The following is a 16998-nucleotide window of genomic DNA, read 5'->3' as shown; positions in this document are numbered from 1 at the left end:
GCCTCGCTCGGCGTGTGACTCATACCGGCTATGTCCTCCTCGTGGAGTGTCTTCATTGCGGACATGTCCACGCTGAGCGGGTGGCCGGCGCCGTCCCGGCCCACTTGGCGACTTGATCAGAAGACTGCCCGATCCCGCGGGGTCGTGGCCCATCACAGAGCTGTCCCAGTGACTCCTTCCCGGTCCGGCACCGGCCTCAGCGACCGGTCCTGTTCCCAGATCAAGGAAGGAGCGTCGATCGCCATGGCCATCGTCGCGCATACCCATCCATTTGTCATCGGAGTCGACGCTCACGCGAAGACGCATACCCTGGCGATCCTCGCTGCACCGTTGGGAGAACTGGTCGACACTGCACAGTTCCCGACCACTCACGCGGGTCTTCAACGCGCAATCGACTGGGCCGGGCGGCGCACCGGCGCGGACCTGGACGTTTTGTGGGTCATCGAGGGGATCGGCTCCTACGGGGCGCGACTCGCGCAGACGGTCGCGCAGACCGGCTACCAGGTCGCTGAAGCACCCCGGATGAATGCGCGCACGAACCGAGGGGTGGGCAAGTCCGACCCGCTTGATGCCCGCCGAATCGCAGCAGCTGCGCTGCCGCTGGAGATCACGCACCTGAGGAACCCACGCGACGACGACGGTGAACGCGCCGCTCTGCGCGTGCTCGTCACCGCCCGAGAACACATGACCACCGAACGCACCGGCACCATCAACGCGCTCACCGCGCTGCTGCGGACTGTCAACCTCGGCATCGACGCCCGCCGACCATTGACCAGCACTCAGGTCACCGAGATCACCCGGTGGCGTGCCCGGGCCGAAACAGTCGCTGCCGCTACGGCCCGCGCCGAAGCCATCCGTCTCGCCAAACGAGTGACCGCCCTCAATGACGAACTCGCCGAGAACAGGTTACGAATGGAAGCGCTCGTTCATGCCACTCCAGCGGCGACACTGCTTGACGAGCCTGGCATCGGTGTCGTGACGGCCGCGATCACGATGACCGCCTGGTCACACGTCGGTCGGCTCCGCTCCGAGGCCGCGTTCGCGTCTCTCGCCGGTGTCAACCCCATCCCCGCCTCTTCCGGAAACACCGCCCGACACCGTCTCAACCGTGGCGGTGACAGGCGGCTGAACCGAGCCCTGCACATGGCCGTCGTCACCCGCATGCGCTGCGACCCCGCCACCCGCGCCTACGTCGAACGACGCCGCACCGAAGGCCGCACCAACAAGGAGATCCGCCGCTGCCTCAAGCGCTACCTCGCCCGACGGATCTATCGTCAACTGAACCGTGCCGTAACGCCGACTTGACACACATAGAAGAGTCCGCAACCACCACGCCGCAGCCGACGAACTCCGCCGCGCCACCACCGGCACAAACCTGCGCTAACCTACCCACGCGACCTGAGGAACTTCGATGAGCAACTCTGAGGAAAATCGCTGAGCGCCGTCACTGGAGAGTACTTCGTTCTCGCGACTGTACGCCCGGCCCTTTTCCTCCTTGGCGTATGTCAGCGCGGTCGACTCAACGTGGTGTTTCAGTTTCTCGGACCAACCATCTTCGTAGTCGAGCGCTATCTGCGCGATCAGCTGGTTGTTATCGCCGCACAGTCCTTTGACCCTGTCTTCGAGGGCAGGTAGGAGGCCGCAGCACGTTGTTTATCCTCTAGCTCTCGCCCCTCGCGTCGCCGCCAGCGCAGGTCGGAGATACTCGAACATGTGCCCGTTAGCGCGCCACTCCTATGGCTCGGGTCAGACCGACCTCCGACGTTTAACCCCTGGGTCTGGATCTCCGCGTGTCCGGTCAGGCGCGCCGAGCACATTGCTACTCACGGTCTCGCGGGGGTCGAATACCGCGTACGAGGGCCACCGCGCCGACTGCTACTGCCGCAATTGCGAGGAGGAACCCGAAAGAGTTCGTCGGCAGTGCGCCTGAGGCCAGCACAGCCCCGCCGACACCAACCAAGATCAAGATCGCACCCAGGATAGGCATCACGACGGCCCTAACGGTCGACTTGTCGTTCAATTCAACCCCGATCTCGCATGGAAGCACTGAGGTTAGCGTTCGATGTCTGGTACGCCAGTAGATATCCGCCACTTAGAACCGCAGCAGTAGTCAGCGTGATGGCTCTCACCCCATAGAACATGGCGCTCTCTAACCAGACGGTTCCACTGAGCATCATGACACTCCACAGGACCGCGAGCGACAGTACCGTTGCGCCTGACACGCACATCGTAGCTTCAAGGGCGGCGAGGGTGAAGGTGTTTGAACGCGTTGCGCCAGCGATCCGGTAAAGGGCTAGTTCACGACGTCGACTGCGGGCGTTGAGGATCAACGGCGTGAGACAGACCAATGAGGCCACCACCCAGTACCAATTGGACGCACGCCCCTTCCACTCGTCGAGGCGCATATCGTACGTCCGCGCGTAGAGCGCATCCACATTGAGACTTCCGCCCGATGCCATGAGTGCGGGAAGGGCAGCGGCGACCGTCGGCCCGAGACCCCGTGCCGCCTCTACCCAACATTGATCAATGCGGGATGGCCAGTCCGCATGCTGGTACACCCACCGACTCTGCTCAGGCGCCCGAAAGCTAGTATCGACGACGCCAGCCAGCGCCGCCCTGCGTCCAGGGAACGACAGCATCGACCCCGCGGTCACTCCAAGCGTCAACGCGGCATTGTCGCCAGCATAGAGCGAGCCGCGCGACTCTAGATGAGGATCCACTATCGACAGATACGCGCCGCTCGCGACGGCAAGCTGATATGGGTTCCGAGGAGCCTTTTCCGGGCTTTCGACGCCGGCAAGACTTAGACCCCCGACAGCAATCACGCCCCCGACGGTATCTAGGCGTTCGCAGGCTCCTGAAGGCATGGCGCCACGGTCGGGTGTGACCACAAGCACGTCAGCGCCCCGCAGCGAATCGGCCTGCTGGACCGCTGCGAGTTGAGCAACAGCATTCGCCTCGATCCACCCCAGCACACTAAAGAGCAGCACGCATGCAATTCCGGAAATTATAAACTTCCCAGAATGCGCCCGGATGCCTAGAAGAGCTTCCTTGAGCAGTTCGCCTGGATCCATAGTTTGTTCACCCTGCCAGGTCCACGATTGCATGGGCCTGTTGGGCCAGAGCTTGATCGTGAGTCGCGAGGATCACTACTTTGCCGTCCGAGGCAGACTCAATGAGGGCGTCGAACACCAGTTGTGAGTTCAATGAGTCCAGCTGACCAGTCGGCTCGTCGGCCAGGATGATCGGAGCGGCGGATAGAAAGCACCGAGCAATCGTGACTCGCTGCGCCTCTCCGCCGGACAGTCTTTCCGGGGGGTAGTCAGCACGGTCGGAGAGACCGAATCGTGTCAGCGCGTCCAGCGCGCGCGCACGGCTTTCGCCCCTGGGCGAGCCCGTGGCGATAAGAGCGAGAGCCGCGTTGTCAACGGCAGTTCGACCGCCCAATAGCATGTTGTTCTGCAACACCCAGGAGCATCTCGGGCCGATGCGGCTGCTCTCGGCGTCGTGAAGTTCGACACTACCGGAATCTGGAAGCTGCAGGCCCCCGATGAGGTCGAGCAGCGTGGACTTGCCCGTGCCAGAGGGGCCCACAACCGCCGTCACCGTGCCAGCATCGAACGCGTAGGAGAAGTTGAGGAATAGCGGCTCGACTGATCCAGGGTAGGCGAAGGAGACATCCTCGAGTACTACCCGCATGATGGATCCTTCAGCACATCACGAGGGTTGAGCAACACGCTCACGTTGCGATCAATCTTGCCCCTGATCCTGCTCACCCCGATCTCCCCGCCGAGCACCTCCACGGAGATCGCTTTCCACGAGGGGGCAGGTGAGGCGGTAGCGGTGAACACGCAGTACCGTTCGGGATCTCCCGCCTCGACGATGGCGGACGGGGCGATATCGAACCCGGGCACCGGGTCACTCCGTTGCAAAATCCCCGTCGTCGAGGATTCGCCCGAAACGACGGGGTGAAAAACGGCTGGGTCTTCCACCGGGGCACTGGGGATACCGCTATACGGCGTGGAGTCATCACCGACGACCAGGTCCCAGCCCGCGCCCTGAACTCCTGAGAGGTCTGAACGTTCCTGATCAATCGCTGCGCTGACAACAGTCGGGAGTCCGCGCGCCACTTCTGCTCCTGGGGCAGGTGCTGGGGCGCCCACCTTGACCGCTACGGCCCCGACTCTTTGTGTGGGGTTTGGTAGCCAGATCATCCAACCAGGGTCGAACGGCGTGTCGCTGGACGAGGAGGCTCCGAGATCCTGCGCGAGGCGTGACACGCCCAGCTGAGTCTCGTTCGACCACCGGGGGCCCTTCCCGGCTGGAAGCTGCAGCGTCAATAGAAGCTCGTTCAGCATCGACACATCCCAACCAGAGTCCCCGCGCGCGATAGACCGGTAAAATGGTTGCGCAGTGTGCGACGCGAGGCGCCACACCCCGTCGATCTGGACTACTCGGGAACCGGTCTGCAGATCCTTGCCAACGATGGGGGCTACATCCGTGACTAACCCGCTCCATGCCGGTGCGAGCAGTTGAACACCATCGTCGGACACAACTTGAATGGTTACTGGTCTTGAGTCACTCCCGTTCGTCCACGTCACCGTCGTCGTAGCGGCCTCGGGTGCCGAGTCCACTTGGGTCGAGACGAGGCCGCCTACCGCCAGGGCGCTACCAGCGAGCACCGCTGGGGCAATCAAGAAGCCGAGTAGTAGCACGATGCCCCGCGCGGTTCTCCGCGCCTCCTTGCGTTTCCTCACTGCGTCAGTGGCTTTGCCGGCACCGCAAAGAAACCGGGGTACTTCTGGAAGCACTCCTGGCTCGCCTCGATTCCACCGTCCTGATAGATCGCGGCGATGATCTCATCAAAGTCCGCATCCGCGGCAACATCGAAGCCAGCGGCCTGCAGGCAACGGATCACCTTCGGACGAAGGTCCTCACGCTCCTGTGGGGTCAACAATTGCTGCTGCGCCCACACCGCTCCCACGTCGCGGCGATACAGGTTCATGCACTCGTCGGCCAACGTGTTGATCTCATTCACCGCCTCGTCGCTGTCGGCGACCACCTCGTAGTCGAAGGTGAGTTCATTGTTCCCGATCTCATACAGCTGGCCCGCGTCGGCGCCAGCTTCCGTTACGCACTGCCGGTGCGCCAACAAGGCGCTCTCGTACTCTGCGGGGGTCACCACGCCGTCCGTGAGTATCTCCTTTTGAAATTGACTGGTGGACGCTGCGAGCTGTTTCACATCAATCGACGGGCTGGATGGTGTGACGCTCGCGCACCCGCCGCCCATCATCGTGACGACGACGATCACCGCCACACTTACCAGTCGCCTCATGCCGCGCACCTCTCTGCTCTGCGGTCGGATTCGCTACTGAATCGCGACGGTGGGAGCGCCAGAGTTGAGCTTCCCGTCGTGGAATGCGCGGCCCGTCATGTTGGTGTGGCTCTTGAAGTCCTTATTTACCGACGTTGCGGAGCTCCACGCGAGCGGGAAACACCCGCTGTAGGTTCCCCAAGTCTTCGACCAGGCACTCCCACTCAGCAGCGTCCCGTACCCCCTAGCCTGACCATCACAGATAGTTCCGACGGTCACCGGGGGTGAGTAGTTGACCGCTACGGACATGCTCGTCACCCGGTTATAGGTGCCCTTAACTCCCAAGACCACGACGGTCCCGTCGCTCCCGAAAGCAATACCGTTGCCGTCTGCGTAAGCCGGAGCACCGACTCCCGCCACCGAAACGGTTGCCGCAGCGGCGGCGAGGATGATCGCCGCGATCTTCTTCTTCATCTTTGGGCCCCGATTCATATCTACTCTGATGTGATCGTCTGCTCCCATTCAGCAGGCTCAATAGAGGATATGCGGCAGATGACGGGGACGGCTGGACAGCGGGAGCGGGGTGACCAAGCTCACAACCACGTCGTTACTGGGCTCAACCACCCAAACAACGCAAACATGCCGTGCGAATTGAAGCGCCCTGGGTCTGATGGAGACTCGCGCTATTTGATTCCGACCAACGGTTCGCGGTCGGCTTGGACAGCATAGAACGCGTTCTCGAACTCGGCGGGCGGGACGTCGCCGAGGTAGCCATGGAGGCGCTGCGTGTTGTGCCAGTGCACCCAGCCGAGAGTTGCGAGCTCGAGGTCCTCGACCGTCTTCCACGGCCCCGGGCGTGCCGGTCCACGGACGAGTTCCGCCTTGTAGTAGCCGTTCACCGTCTCAGCCAGGGCATTGTCGTAGCTGTCGCCGACCGTCCCGATCGACGGTGTGGCGCCGATCTCCGCGAGTCGTTCGCCGTAGCGGATCGACGTGAATTGAGACCCGGCATCGCTGTGACATCGCAGGCCGGCGTGGTGGTGGCCGCGGGACCAGCGGGCCATCTCGATTGCGTCGAGGATCATCTCGGTGCGCATGTGTGACGCGACCCGCCACCCGACGATCATGCGGGAGAACGCGTCGATGATGAAGCACACATACGCCACACCGGCCCATGTCGGCACGAACGTCAGATCCGTGACCCAGAGCCGGTTCGGGGCGGTCGCAGTGAACTCCCGTTGCACCAGATCTGGGTGCCGCGCCGACGCCGGATCCGGCCGGGTCGTCTTGACCTTCTTCAACCGTCTGGCGCCTTCGATCCCCGCCAGCTTCATCAGCCTCGCGGTCTGGTCACGACCGATCATGATCCCCGCGCGCCGGGCGGCCTTCCAGAGCTTGCGGACCCCGTAGACCCGGTAGTTCGCCTCCCACAGCTCGACCAGCTGCGGGATTAACTCCCCATCCCGCACCGCGCGAGCGGACGGGACACGGGTTTTGGCGGCATAGTAGCTACTCGGAGCCACCTGCAACTGTCTGCAGATGAGCTCGACTCCGAGCCGGCGACCGTCCACGACGTCGTCCTTGTTCGCGTCGATGAACGCGACTACTTCCGGTAGTGGCGGTCGAGCTCCGCCCCGAAGAAAGACGCAGCCCGCTTGAGCACCTCAGTGGCCCGACGCAACTCCCGAACCTCTTGCTCAAGCTCCTTCACCCTCTGCGCCTCAGCCGAGCTCACACCCGGCGTGACGCCGTCGTCGATGTCGGCCTGCTTCACCCACATCCGCACCGACTCGACCCCGTAGCCGAGCTGCGTCGCGACCCGCTGCACCGTCCCCTGCGTGACACCGAGCTCGGCGCGCAGCGTCCTCACCATCCGCACCGCGGCGGCCTTCTCCTCGTCCGAGTAGCGACGCGTCGTCGGCTTCCCATTCGCCAGTTCCTTCGGCATAACCCCATCCTCGTTTCCAAGGTCAGGAGCCTCCAACAAACTCAGGGCGCTTCACATCGACCCCGCCAGTGGGCTTGTAGCGCGGGTTCGTGAATGCGCGGACACTGCCATCGGCGAGGAAATCGCCACCGATAGTGTAGATATCGGCCATAGTTTGTACCTTCCTTTCGGCCGATCCAGGCTGGATCGGCTCTTTCCTGTGGTGTTCAAACCCCTGCCCTTGGAATGAAGAGCAGGGGGTCTCGAGTTCTCGCCCGTGGGGCACTCAGGGTGCGCTGGCCACCAGGTCGAGGCGCTCGCCCGGTTGCAGGTATCTGTTGTAGCGCTCTGCAAGGCCATTGATGCCAAACCGCCGTTCGATACCCCAGGCGGTGTCGCCCTCGGCGACGATGTAACCGATGGGCGTGCCGTTCGCATCTAGCACCGCGGTCCCCGTGGCTGAGTCGCCCGGACCACTGTCTACCGGAACCGTGGCAGGCGCGGTTGCCGTGGCCGTCGAGGACGTGGATGCGAGTGGCGTTGCCGTGGACGTTTCGAGCGGAGCTATCTCGGTCGCAGTGCAAGCTGCTAGGGACAGGGCGACGGCAACGACGGCGACTCCGGTCAGGGCCTTGGTAATGGTGCGCATGACCCGATATTCGCATTCACCGATGACATCGCACCACTTGCGAACGCTCATGAATACGCCTCGCCACAGTATCCGTGAACGACCCTTGCCGCAGCTTCGGGATCCGCAGCTCCATATCTCCGGCCGTGGTCGGTGGGGTCCGCGGGCGGGTGCCATTGCTTTGCGTGACCCAGCTCCGGGCTGCGTTCCAACGGGGCGGCGCCGACGAACACCATCGCACGATGGCTCACCAACGTCCACGACGCCGGCGACCCTGCCGGAAACCCATCATCCCAGGGGACCTCACCGCAGAGAACGCTCCTGATGTTCACCCATTCGGACGAAACCTTCACAACCGGTTCATCGTGGCGAGCAGTGTCAACGGCCAGTAGGAATTGCCCATAGGCGGCCAGCGGAAGTGCCCGCTGGTGGCCAGTGGAACTGCCCATTCGCGGCCAGGAGTTCTGCCCACCGGGTTGTGGTGGCCCTGGCCGCGTGAGGCAGTCCCGCCGGGTCAGGTCATGGGGGTCACCCCCGTGCCGGCGAGGGCCTGCGCGAGGCGGATGGACTCGCCGGTGGTCTGCGCGAGGTGGGCATGGTGGAGGAGCCGGTCGACGGTCGCGGTCGCGAGGGTCTTGGGCATGAGCTCGTCGAACCCGGAGGGGTGCAGGTTCGAGCTGATCGCGATCGATCGTTTCTCGTAGGCGGCGTCGACGAGCCGGTAGAGGCCTTCCGCGGCGTCGTCGCCGACGCCGAGTAGACCGATGTCGTCAACGACGACGAGGTCGGCGCGGAGGATCCGGGCGACGGTGCGGGTGACGGTGTCGTCGACGCGGTGCGCGCGGATCAGCGCGCCGAGGTCCTCGAGCCGGAACCACGCGACGCGGAGGCCTTGTTCGACGGCGTGCTGGCCGAGCGCTTCGAGGAAGAACGTCTTCCCTGTCCCGGCGGGCCCGCAGATCACGAGGTTCTCCCGCCGGTGCACCCATTCCAGGGTCCGCAACGCCTGCTGGGTCGGCGCCGGGATCGTCGACAGGGACTGGTCCCAGGAGTCGAAGGTCTTCCCGGTGGGGAACCCGGCGGCCTTGCGGCGGGCGGCGAGCATGGACCGGGACCGGCCGGCGATCTCGGCGTCGAGGAGTGCTTTGACAACCTCCGCGGGTTCCCAGCGTTGTGCCCTTGCGGTCGCGAACACGTCGGGTGCGATGCCGCGGGCGTAGGGCATCTTCAGCTGCCGCATGGTCTGCTCCAACTCGGCCGGGATCGGCGGGGCGGCAGGGGTCGCGACGCTCACAGCTCGTCCTCCTCGTCCGTCGCGATGATCTCGACGACGGGGACGATCACACCCCGCGGCTGGCCGATCGCGGCCCACCCGGACGTGCCCTGCGCGAGCGACCGGGTCTCCGACGCCGCCCTCGCCGGCGTCGCGGTGATCCGGCTGCCGAGGATCGACGTGAGATCACCGGTATCGAACCGGCCATACGCGGCTGCGGTGCCGAGGGTTTCGTCGACGACCTCGATCCCGTGGATCCGGGCGAGCTGGACGGCTTCCCGCATCTTCTGGTTCATCCGCTGCGTCCCGGCCGCTGCGGCCTCGAGCAGCCAGGCCGCGGCGCCGTGACCGATACCGAGGAACTCCGCCTCCTCGGTGCTGCGGGCCTTGATCGTGTAGTCGCCGGGAACCTTCACCCCCGGCTGGGCGGGGAAGTGGGCGTCGTCGATCCTGGGGGTCCCGGGGCGGGCGCGGTCGTGTCGGGCGACCTCGACGGGCCCGTCGATGCCGTGGTGGACGATCACGACCCGCTCGGAGTCAGCGGCGCCCTGGACACGGACGAACACCTCCGCGCCCATCAGCAGGTGCGGGACGGAATACTGCCCGTTCTCGAACGCGACCATCGGCGTGTTCTCCCCGACCCGCCGGGACACTCCGAACGCGATGGTGTGAGCACGACCCGGGACCGGGTGCAGCCGCTGCTGCTCCTCAGCGAGCACCTCGACCGGGCGCCGCTTGGTCACCCGGTGCTCCCGCCCGTTGACGTCGTCCATGAACGCGTCGCAGGCCGCCTCGAGTTCGCCGAATGAGGCGTACTGGTCGCGGAGGTTCGCATCGGTGGGCACCAGGTCCGCTTTCGCGAGCTTCACCGACGCTTCCGCGCCACCCTTCGAGGCCGGGTCCGCGGGCTGACAGGTCAGCACCGTGACCCCGTAATGCGCGGCGAACGACACCGTCTGCGCGTTGCGGACCGGGACCCCCGCGATATGCATCGTGGTGACCGTCTTCTCGTTGTCGGTGAGGACATACGTCGGCGCGCCCCCGACCGCCCGGAACGTCCGATCCAACGCGGCGAACACGCTCGGGAGGGTCTTGTCGCGGATCGGGATCACCACCCGGAACCGACTGAACGCGAGCCAGGCGACGAACAGCACCGTCTTCACCCCGCCGACCACGGGCCCGTCGCCGAAGTCGTACTGCAACCACAGCCCCGGCTCGGTGACCCACGGCCGATGCACCCGACGGTTCCCCGCCCGCCACGACGCCTTCACCGCAGCGACCGCCCGCCTGGTCGACCGCTCCGACCCTTCGAACCCGATCGAGGTCAGCACCTCGTGGACCTTGTCGGCCCGAACCTTGCCCTTCGTCTTCTCGACCAACTCCTCGACCTTCGGCAGGAACTCGTCGATGACGCGCGGCCTGCGCGCCGCAGCGCCGACAGGCCGGCCCGCGTCCCGCGCCGCGACATACGCGGCGACCGTGTGATGAGAGCAACCCGCGAGCTGCCCCGCAGCCCGATACGACCCCGTCGCATCGAACGCTTCCAGAATCTCCATGACTTCTCCGTCAGACTTCAACACAGCCCCTTCCCGGGCGACGACGACCTAAGCACCCGTCATCGAACCGGGAAGGGGCCCCACCATCGCGACGACGCGCGGGGCGGAACCATCAGACGTGGGCAGAACTCATGGCCACCAACGGGCAGTTCTCCTGGCCACCTACGGGCAGGTCTCGTGACCGCCTACGGGCAGTTTTCCATGGCCACCGACAGAGCAGCTCGGGGACGACTCGTTCCGGCCACAGTTAGCCCAAGACTCCGCTATGTGAGAGCCGAAAAACTGCCCGTTCGCCGATCCGGGTGCGCCTGAACCGCCGGCCGGTGTGGGTCAGTGCGAGTGCCGTCCCTCCGCTAGATTTTCGGCCAGTCGGCTTGAAGCTTGCCGCGGAGACGGAGGCGTGGTGGAGCAGTTGATTACACGTCGTGGAGTGTTATCCGCCGTTGGCGTTCACAGGTCCGAGTCTCGCAACCTCCCGCAGCGACCAGTCAAGTGTCCTGGGTTCCCTGCGAGCCGAGTCGTAGGCGGTCCATCGCACCAGTCCTCTGTCATTAGGAGATGCGCTCATGAAGCAACAACCGAGCGGCAGCCAGTGGCCCTCTACTGGGGAGCGTGCTGAGGCACCCAAGATCGCTATCGGCCCCACGGTCACCGCAGAGCGATCAGGCTTGTCGCGGCGGGCCCTTCTCCTGATGACCGGTGTGACATTCGCGGGCGCGGCTCTGGTCGACATGCTAGCGGCACCGACTACAGCACACGCAGACGCGGGAGACGACACGAGGCCCTCGGTTCGCATCTCTTCAGTGTTGTTCGCGACCTCGTTCAACCTCGACGGCACGCTGAGAACTGAGTTGGATTTCCCAAACGTCCTCGATGTTGATGCCGGCTTTGCCGGGCCGGTCGCCTTGACCTGGGACCCTCGCGCGTTCGACGTAGCGGAGTCGATCATAATCGTGTTCGCTGACGGGCGTCCACGCGCGGAGGTCACAGGAGACCAGAGCGGCCCCGGAGCGCTGACTCTGTCGCTTCCCTCAGGAGCAACCCGAATCCTCCTCCAAGCCCGTCCGTTGCTGCGGTATCCCGCTGATCTGGTCGACGACCTCGCCGCCACGCAGGTCACTGTTAACTCTGAGGTCACTCAGCTACCGCTGCGGACGCAGGCCGCAGCGGCGTGGGGAGCGGAGTTGTATGTCAGCTGGTTCGCGTATGAAGACCGGTACCTTCCGGCTTTGGTAGAAGTTCGCAGTGTGGGTCCGCATCCGACGCCGAGCGGACTCACTGTTGAGCTGCGTGTGCCTCGACCGACGCTGGGCGAGCTGGAGCCGGATCCCTCGGCCGATTCGAGCAGGCTGGATCGTGCAGGCGCGAAGCCCGGGATCAGCATCGTTGTGGATCCGATGCCCGCCGGCGCATCGTGGCAGACGACGTTCGAGCTACCGGAGGACGCAGCAGAGCAAGAACCGTCGAAGCCGGGGCTGACTGTCGTGCCCACAGCTGCCCTGGTGTTCACGGAAGTTGTCGCCGGCGATGCGCGGGACACCGCCCTCTACTCATCCGCACCCGTGACGGCGTCAGGCTCCTCGCTGTCCGATTTCGCCTCCGAGCAGAAGGCGTAGCGATGCCCGGCGACCCGCAGATCATCTCCGTTCAGAACTGGTTGAACACCACCTACGGGTGGCATTCGCAGTGGGTAGCAGCACCCACGCACGGCTTCACCGGCTGGGAAACCATTTACGCGCTCACGCGCGCTCTGCAGATCGAGTTGAACATAACCACTCTCGCCGACGCCTTCGGACCCACGACCCAGTCGCGGTTCGTGAGCACGTTCGGTGTCCTGTCACCCAGCAGCACAGCAGGTAGACCGAACGTTGTCCGCATTCTTCAGGGCGCGATGTGGTGCAAAGGTTACCGCGGTGGGTGGGAACCAGGCGTATTCGACCAAGACCTGCTCGACTCGATTGCCGTCGTAAACGCCAACTTGGGTTTGTCGGCCTCAGTGACCTCGGTCAACGTGAAGCTGATGAAATCACTGCTCACCATGGACGCCTACACGAGGATCGGCTCGGGCACATGGGACAAACGCGAAGTCCAGCAGTGGTTGAACGGCAAATACTCTCACCGACTCGACTTTCCCCTGCTCCCCTGCGACGGCATCTTCTCCAGGAACACCCAACTGGGGCTGATGTTCGCCATCCAGTATGAACTGAACATGGCCGACGGCGTGGCGAACGGGAACTTCGGCCCCGGGACTAAGTCCGGTCTCCAATCATCCGGCTACGTCTCCCTCGGCGCTACGGATTCGACCAAGAACTGGGTGAGGCTGTATCAAGGTGCTCTCCGGTTCAACGACTACTCGACGCCGTTCTCCGGAACTTTCGACAATGACACTAAGAATGCGACTCTGAGCTTCCAAGGCTACGCAGAATTGCCGGCCACGGGTGCAGGGACATACGCCACGTGGGCGTCGCTCCTGATCAGCACGGGGGACTCGACCCGACCGGGGATCGCCAGTGACATGATGACGCAGCTCACTGGCTCGCACTGCAACCTCCTCTATCAGAACGGATACCGCACTGTAGGCCGGTACATCTCCGTGCTCAGCAAGCGATACGCTCCAGGCGAGCTAGGACGCATCTTCGCGGCTGGCCTCAAGACCTTCCCAATCATGCAGGAGGCCAACACTTCCGTCGCCGACTTCTCCCACCAGAAGGGCGTCGACCACGGGTTTCAGGCCCTGAGAAGGCTACGGCAGCTTGGCTTCAAAGGCGGGACTACTGTCTTCTTTGCCGTGGACTTCGATGCGCTAGATGAGCAGATCACGACAAACGTGATTCCCTACTTTCAAGGCGTCGCTGACTATCTGCACTCCACGTCAGTGGACTATAAGGTCGGCGTCTACGGGACACGCAACGTATGCGCTCGAGTCATCAATGCTGGGCTCGCCACGGAAGCGTTCATCGCTTCCATGTCGTGGGGCTGGAGTGGAAACCTCGGCTTCAAGCTCCCCCCGAGTTGGTCGTATGATCAGATCGCCGGCCTGACACTCACCAACTCGGCGACGAGCTTGGAGATTGACAAGAACGTGCAGTCTTCGCGGGCAGTTCCCGCAGGTAGTGCAGATGTACTCCCCACCCCGCTTGTCGTGAAGCCGCCGCTGACCGACTTGCAGTTCGATGAAGACAATTTCTGGTACCTAGTCGAACTCGATGTGCGCGCCGAGCATGCGACGGGACGAGCGGACGGGATTTCTGCAGATTTCGTTCTGCAGTTCCTCCAACACCTCCAATGGCAGTACACGGAAGGCCCGTGGCTCGCGTACACGCCTAACCTGGAGGACTTGATGCCTCCACTAAGCGCTCAACCTTTGCGAGACCAGCGAGCGTCGTTCACTGCGGTCGCTCCCCAGCCCGCTTCGTGGGTTCAACCGAGGCTGAGCCACTGGGCAGCCACCCTGAGGGGATATCGGAACTGGGATCTTGTGGCCTACTCGAAGGGAACCTGCATCCTACCCGACGTCGGAGGATGGGCCGGCGATATCTTGAACGCTTGGAACGACTACTACCTCCACTACCGGAGTTCGTATAGCGGAACACTGCGGCAGTGGTTCCGCGATAATGTGGGAACCACGATCACAGGGTCCCGATTCTCCGCTGATGACCTGAGGGCCGACATCGACGCTTTCCTGTGCAGGATGATGGATCAGTCGGTCTTGTCGCGGCCGATCTCAGACTACGTTCGAGAGATCGAAACTCAATGCGGCCTAGATTCTCATTGGCGCTACGCCCAGTTCTATCAGCAACGATTCGACGGCACTCGCGCCACGGTTGAAGCGGCTGTGGTCGATATTTTCCAGAGCGGCGCGATCTGGGTCCACTTTCCGGTACGGCACTTCATAGATGACAATGCGCGGATGCCGACATCGACAGAAGCGGCGCTGATTGCCCAGGGATTCGCAGATGCACTCCTCGACCGGATCTAGTGCCCGACCCGAAAGCCGCGGCAGGGCCGCTCACCCCACTCGAACGTGGATCGTCGGATGCCTTTACGCCGCGGTCGTGACGGCGGGCGCCTTGATTGCCGCCAACTCCGGCAGCCAAGCAGCCGCAGAGGCGGGCCGTTGTCTTCTCGCGGAGCGGAACGGACTGTGGGGAATCTACGTGACAGCGACCCTGGGAGCGGTGCCCCTGGTCGCGGAGATCTTGTGGGTACGCAGATTCCTCACCCCCACGGCGAGGTGGACAGCTGCGGCGCTGGCCGGGGTGATCTGGATGGGTCACTTCACCCTCCTTGCGCTCTTTGGGTTCCTACTAATTCGGCCGGGGGGGAGCACCGCGTCGAACTTCGCGAACCTAGCGACAATTCCGTTCAGCCTTGCGCCCACCCTCGCCGTCGCATTGACCGCAACGCTGCTGGCGCCCGCCTGGAAAACCCCCACCGTCCGCAGGATTGCCGCGCTCATCACCATCATCGCGTGCACGGCGGCGTCCGCAGTCTGCTGGGTGATTCTGATGACGCGGTGCTGAGACGCGGGTTGTGTGGGTTCGATTGCACGACCATTGACTTCGCGGCGACGCAAGTCATCATTCCCACCGGCATGCGGTTGAACTGATGGGCGTCTGTACTTGGCGTCGCGCGCGGCGCCGCCCGTCGCAATCCGGGAATCCGACTAGGGTGACGCCGTTCCTCGGCCGGTCAGCGCGAACGCGGATTGCCGTCTGCGCACCACCGAAGCTGTCCACGCCGAAGCTGGTGACGGCTCCGCGAGGTCCAACACCACCTCCATGTGGGCGTCGTCCTGCGCTCGCAGAGACTCGATGACCGACGAGCTCCGCTCATCCAACAGGGCGGCAGTTCGCCAAGGGCCCGTGGGTCCCGCGACGTCGACGATCATCCAGCCGCCTGAAGGGAGGCGCGCGGTTCTCGCGAACCGAAGGTTGTGTCCGGCGGAGTTGAGTTGATGCACCAGAAGCGTTGCCGAAACATGCTGCTCGGTCGCGAGTGAGAAGAGAGCGCCGGCATCGGGGACCTGAGTCATGCGGGCACGCGCACGCGGGAGGAGAAGCTCGAACGCGATCAAGTCGCAGAGCCTCTCAATTCCGATCCGCTCGCCGGCGCGGTGAATGATGTCGCCTTGGGCATCGAGGAGTTGATTCGATTGGTGCCGGAGCGCTTGAGCCACGCCCGAACTGACATCGAGGGTGTCGGGATCAAGAAGAGGGTTAAGCAGCAGATGTGCACACTCATGCGCGAGCGTCATCCGTCTGCGACCTTCGGTCTTGGAGATGGCAAGCCGAATCACGGGGCCACGTTCGGTCCAGTCCGTGTAGCCATGCATCCGCGTCGCGCTGTAGACGACGTCCCGCACGCCCAGACGTTTAGTGAGATCGTTCAAGCTGATGAACGGGAGACGGTGGCGACTAGGCGCGAGGCGGTCGCAGACCGTTTGCAGGGCGTTCGTGAGTGCCCAAGAATCTGGTGATGCTGGGGTACGGGCCAAGGCTCATAGCCTCCTGTCGAGCTCCGCCCAGTCCTCGATCTTCATCGTCGATGTTCAGGACCGCGCGAATCTCACTACGCACCGAAGAGGGAGCTTGAGCCCAGTTAACTGGATCAATCCAGAAGATTGCCTGCTCGTATGAAAGGCCGGACCGCTCGAAGAGTGACTGATCGGCCGCCAGAACGAGATCTCCCTCTCGACCGAGCGGCTCGTCATCCCAAAGCATGAGCTTCTCGTGCCGAGCAGCGATTTGATCACCGCAACTATCGAGGAACTCGTTGAAGAGGCCGACGGCTTCCTCACCGTCGCTGAAACGCCGAGCGCGCTGATCGAAGATAGGGCCAGAGTACCGGTCGGGGTTGAGAGGGTCTTCTTCCGCTGCGCTCCGAAGAACGAGGCAGGGAATCATGAAGATGGAGGCAGCCTCCAGCGTACGTCCCGTTCCGGTGCGGCCGCCGGTGGTCAAGACGACGCTCCCTGCACTTCGCAGGATTCCCGACCGAACCAGGTGTTCGTCACTGCTCTTCTCCTGGTGGGGGAAGGCGTAGTCGCTCGTGACCTCCGTCATGTATCCGCGCTGCTCCGCAACCGATGCGAGGCGGAGCATGAGCTTGCGGTTCATCGCATAGGTCTCGTCGTCGACGGCCTGATAGGGCGAGTTGAACTGGATTACAGGGGTGCCCGGATGAAAGCGAATGACGTCTCTCCGGGAATCTCTGGGGTGCAGCCGCTCACCAAGGTGCGCAGTTATTGCTTTGAACTGCTCCTCTGGGTCGAGATCCTGCGCGTTGATGATCGACAAG

General features: G+C 63.7%; 17 protein-coding genes and 1 other annotated feature. Of the genes, 4 read left to right on the top strand and 13 right to left on the bottom strand.

Annotated elements, in window-relative coordinates:
• Positions 1–243: 243 nt before the first annotated feature.
• Positions 244–1305, top strand: a complete 1062-nt coding sequence (locus JOD60_RS07360) for an IS110 family RNA-guided transposase (protein ID WP_076688513.1) — start codon at positions 244–246, stop codon at positions 1303–1305.
• Positions 1306–2021: 716 nt separating this feature from the next.
• Here the strand turns inward: JOD60_RS07360 and JOD60_RS07355 are convergent.
• From JOD60_RS07355 to istA, 11 genes are all read right to left on the bottom strand, one after another.
• Positions 2022–3107 (bottom strand): FtsX-like permease family protein, encoded by a 1086-nt coding sequence (locus tag JOD60_RS07355; RefSeq protein WP_157127890.1) that lies wholly within the window; start codon positions 3105–3107, stop codon positions 2022–2024.
• Entirely contained in the window at positions 3082–3699 is a 618-nt protein-coding gene (locus JOD60_RS07350; RefSeq protein ID WP_076689956.1) for an ATP-binding cassette domain-containing protein, read from the bottom strand. The genes JOD60_RS07355 and JOD60_RS07350 overlap by 26 nt, the downstream gene beginning before the upstream one ends.
• Positions 3690–4130 carry a hypothetical protein gene (locus tag JOD60_RS07345; protein ID WP_157127889.1) on the bottom strand — a complete coding sequence of 147 codons (441 nt, stop codon included), beginning with the start codon at positions 4128–4130 and terminating at the stop codon, positions 3690–3692. The genes JOD60_RS07350 and JOD60_RS07345 overlap by 10 nt, the downstream gene beginning before the upstream one ends.
• A gap of 623 nt (positions 4131–4753) precedes the next feature.
• Positions 4754–5317: a hypothetical protein gene (locus JOD60_RS07340; protein WP_157127888.1), complete on the bottom strand. Its 564-nt coding sequence runs from the start codon at positions 5315–5317 to the stop codon at positions 4754–4756.
• A 51-nt stretch (positions 5318–5368) separates the two neighbouring features.
• Entirely contained in the window at positions 5369–5788 is a 420-nt protein-coding gene (locus JOD60_RS07335) for a hypothetical protein (protein ID WP_076689950.1), read from the bottom strand.
• A gap of 209 nt (positions 5789–5997) precedes the next feature.
• A protein-coding gene (locus JOD60_RS07330) for an IS3 family transposase (protein WP_232321716.1) occupies positions 5998–7262 on the bottom strand; the annotation gives its coding sequence in 2 pieces (ribosomal slippage) (positions 5998–6959 and positions 6959–7262; 1266 coding nt in all).
• Positions 6829–6963 (bottom strand) — a sequence feature (AL1L pseudoknot). It overlaps the preceding gene by 135 nt.
• 22 nt (positions 7263–7284) lie before the next feature.
• Entirely contained in the window at positions 7285–7413 is a 129-nt protein-coding gene (locus JOD60_RS17030) for a hypothetical protein (RefSeq protein WP_269746955.1), read from the bottom strand.
• Between the two features lie 114 nt (positions 7414–7527).
• Positions 7528–7941: a LysM peptidoglycan-binding domain-containing protein gene (locus JOD60_RS07325; RefSeq protein WP_157127887.1), complete on the bottom strand. Its 414-nt coding sequence runs from the start codon at positions 7939–7941 to the stop codon at positions 7528–7530.
• Positions 7907–8005 carry a hypothetical protein gene (locus JOD60_RS17320; RefSeq protein WP_372430823.1) on the bottom strand — a complete coding sequence of 33 codons (99 nt, stop codon included), beginning with the start codon at positions 8003–8005 and terminating at the stop codon, positions 7907–7909. The genes JOD60_RS07325 and JOD60_RS17320 overlap by 35 nt, the downstream gene beginning before the upstream one ends.
• 378 nt (positions 8006–8383) lie before the next feature.
• Positions 8384–9163 (bottom strand): IS21-like element helper ATPase IstB, encoded by a 780-nt coding sequence (gene istB / locus JOD60_RS07315; protein WP_198159083.1) that lies wholly within the window; start codon positions 9161–9163, stop codon positions 8384–8386.
• A complete protein-coding gene (istA, locus tag JOD60_RS07310) occupies positions 9160–10719 on the bottom strand; it encodes an IS21 family transposase (RefSeq protein WP_232321616.1) in 1560 nt (519 codons plus the stop codon). Before istA ends, istB begins: the two co-directional genes overlap by 4 nt.
• Positions 10720–11264: 545 nt before the next feature.
• On the opposite strand from istA, the gene JOD60_RS07305 reads away from it, so the two are divergent.
• The 3 genes from JOD60_RS07305 to JOD60_RS07295 all read left to right on the top strand — a co-directional run bounded on the left by JOD60_RS07305 (position 11265) and on the right by JOD60_RS07295 (position 15221).
• A complete protein-coding gene (locus JOD60_RS07305) occupies positions 11265–12314 on the top strand; it encodes a hypothetical protein (RefSeq protein ID WP_157127886.1) in 1050 nt (349 codons plus the stop codon).
• 2 nt (positions 12315–12316) lie between these two features.
• Positions 12317–14677 carry a glycoside hydrolase domain-containing protein gene (locus tag JOD60_RS07300; RefSeq protein WP_076689939.1) on the top strand — a complete coding sequence of 787 codons (2361 nt, stop codon included), beginning with the start codon at positions 12317–12319 and terminating at the stop codon, positions 14675–14677.
• Between the two features lie 76 nt (positions 14678–14753).
• Positions 14754–15221 carry a hypothetical protein gene (locus JOD60_RS07295; protein ID WP_076689937.1) on the top strand — a complete coding sequence of 156 codons (468 nt, stop codon included), beginning with the start codon at positions 14754–14756 and terminating at the stop codon, positions 15219–15221.
• Between the two features lie 143 nt (positions 15222–15364).
• Here JOD60_RS07295 and JOD60_RS07290 read toward each other — a convergent pair whose 3' ends face one another.
• A complete protein-coding gene (locus JOD60_RS07290; protein WP_157127885.1) occupies positions 15365–16090 on the bottom strand; it encodes an ImmA/IrrE family metallo-endopeptidase in 726 nt (241 codons plus the stop codon).
• A 25-nt stretch (positions 16091–16115) separates the two neighbouring features.
• Positions 16116–16997: a hypothetical protein gene (locus JOD60_RS07285; protein ID WP_076689931.1), complete on the bottom strand. Its 882-nt coding sequence runs from the start codon at positions 16995–16997 to the stop codon at positions 16116–16118.
• Between the last annotated feature and the right edge of the window lies 1 nt (position 16998).

Source organism: Microbacterium aurum, assembly GCF_016907815.1.
GTDB classification, from domain to species: domain Bacteria; phylum Actinomycetota; class Actinomycetes; order Actinomycetales; family Microbacteriaceae; genus Microbacterium; species Microbacterium aurum.
This window is presented reverse-complemented; position numbering and strand designations above follow the sequence as displayed.

What these genes read in the sequence shown, in the direction of transcription:
- JOD60_RS07360 (WP_076688513.1), top strand. Translation starts at nt 244, where the DNA reads ATGGCCATCGTCGCGCATACCCATCCATTTGTCATCGGAGTCGACGCT.
- JOD60_RS07355 (WP_157127890.1), bottom strand. Translation starts at nt 3,107, where the DNA reads ATGCAATCGTGGACCTGGCAGGGTGAACAAACTATGGATCCAGGCGAA.
- JOD60_RS07350 (WP_076689956.1), bottom strand. Translation starts at nt 3,699, where the DNA reads ATGCGGGTAGTACTCGAGGATGTCTCCTTCGCCTACCCTGGATCAGTC.
- JOD60_RS07335 (WP_076689950.1), bottom strand. Translation starts at nt 5,788, where the DNA reads ATGAAGAAGAAGATCGCGGCGATCATCCTCGCCGCCGCTGCGGCAACC.
- JOD60_RS17030 (WP_269746955.1), bottom strand. Translation starts at nt 7,413, where the DNA reads ATGGCCGATATCTACACTATCGGTGGCGATTTCCTCGCCGATGGCAGT.
- JOD60_RS07325 (WP_157127887.1), bottom strand. Translation starts at nt 7,941, where the DNA reads ATGAGCGTTCGCAAGTGGTGCGATGTCATCGGTGAATGCGAATATCGG.
- JOD60_RS17320 (WP_372430823.1), bottom strand. Translation starts at nt 8,005, where the DNA reads ATGGAGCTGCGGATCCCGAAGCTGCGGCAAGGGTCGTTCACGGATACT.
- JOD60_RS07305 (WP_157127886.1), top strand. Translation starts at nt 11,265, where the DNA reads ATGAAGCAACAACCGAGCGGCAGCCAGTGGCCCTCTACTGGGGAGCGT.
- JOD60_RS07300 (WP_076689939.1), top strand. Translation starts at nt 12,317, where the DNA reads ATGCCCGGCGACCCGCAGATCATCTCCGTTCAGAACTGGTTGAACACC.